The organism is Flavobacterium sp. (assembly GCF_029242675.1).
Taxonomy (GTDB): domain Bacteria; phylum Bacteroidota; class Bacteroidia; order Flavobacteriales; family Flavobacteriaceae; genus Flavobacterium.
The window spans coordinates 1-1599 of the sequence record NZ_JAQWTM010000210.1 but is presented as its reverse complement, the minus strand read 5'-3'; the positions used below and the strand labels follow the sequence as shown (position 1 = coordinate 1599).

Here is a 1599-nt window from a genome sequence, read left to right as displayed (position 1 = left end):
CTCATGTCGGTTTTGTAAAAACGAACATTATTATATGCTCTAATGATGCGGTTATCTTCTTTTCCAGTTACCATTAATCGTTTTCCGTGAATGTAAACCGAATCATTTTCGACAAAGTTGATGGCGACTGCTCTTTTAGTGACAAACATGGAATCTTTTTGCTTGTAGACTTCGGCATAATGTCCTTTTACAATTCCTCTATTAATCGAGTCCGTGATTTTTACGTTTCGAGTCGCTGATGCAAATTCTCGGTTACGATCATAGTACAAGCTGTCGCCTTGGATGAGTCGGTCATCATATTTTATATAGGATTTCCGCAGAAAATGGGCAAGGTTTTTTTTAGTATCATAAAAACCTTTTTCAGTATAAATATAATTGGATTTGCTTGTAATAGTCGATGGACCAAACAAGTAGGAATGACCTGAATTCGTATAATAATCCAAATGATTGGATTTAATAACATAGGTTTTATTAGTGATTGTTACCGCTGTTAAAAATTGAAACTTTTTTTGGGACACATAATATTTCCCTGATTTACTAACTAAAGTATTCTCTTTATTAACGATCGTTCCTTTAGTGTTATAGTATACTTCTTGTGTGTTTCGGTCAAAATTAATAGTGTCTGTAGCCAAGGTTGCATCAGGTGAACTCATAAAGGCTTCACCGGTAGCAAATGCTTTTTTAGCATTACCGCTGTACTCAGCGTATTTACTGTTTAAGAAAAGCGTATCACCTTGTACCAATTGTACGTTTCCAAAAGCTTTTATATAATTCTCCTTTTGAAAATAATACGCTTTGTTACAAGTAAGGACCACACCATCATGGTTAACGCGTACATTTCCGGTTAACAAAATGGCATCTGGAATGGCAATTTGATTGACATCAAAATAGTCTGAATGCTCTACATTAATTTTCTTAGGCGCTTGCGCAAAAGTGGATTTGCTGGCTAGTAAACTCAGTATAGCGGTAAAGAAAAAAACGAACTTCTTCAATGGATTTATTTTTTGTCAAATTTATGAAAAAGGAAACAATCCTACTCGATATTAGGATTTATTTATGGATGTTAGGAGGTTGGTCTTGTTATTTTACGAATTTGAAGCCTACAACTTATAAACATATAATAGTACTCACACGTTGTAGTACGCAAATACCATTTATTTACCTCAATATTAAAAGTACTAGTGCCTCTCATTTTAAAAAAATACATTAAATTTAAAAATTGGTTTATTTGGCTAACCTTAAGTAATGGTTGGGCAGAGATACTAATTCTGAAAACAAAAGGGAGTAATGAGGAAAAAAATTGTGATTGGAGTGCTGTCGCTAGCACTACTGCAGATAGGGTGTAAAATGAAAGATTTGAAAATGAAGGACCAAAAAGACAGGATAGGAGAAAAAAAAGTAGTAGTCTACCAAGTATTTACACGACTTTTTGGAAATAAAAATACAACCAACAAACCGTGGGGTACCATTGAGGAGAATGGAGTAGGGAAGTTCAATGATTTTACACCGCTCGCTTTACAAGAAATAAAGGACTTAGGAGTTAATTATATTTGGTTTACAGGCGTTCCGCATCATGCCGTGATACGGGATTATACAGCG

The 1599-nt window shown here is 34.5% G+C and carries 1 protein-coding gene and 1 pseudogene; one reads left to right on the top strand and one right to left on the bottom strand.

Annotated elements, in window-relative coordinates:
- A partial coding sequence (locus P8M54_RS07945; protein ID WP_300286987.1) for an OstA-like protein occupies positions 1-959 on the bottom strand: 959 nt, incomplete at its 3' end.
- Positions 960-1287: 328 nt separating this feature from the next.
- Here P8M54_RS07945 and P8M54_RS07940 point away from each other — a divergent pair.
- Positions 1288-1599 (top strand): annotated as a pseudogene (locus tag P8M54_RS07940) (alpha-amylase); the annotation flags it as partial.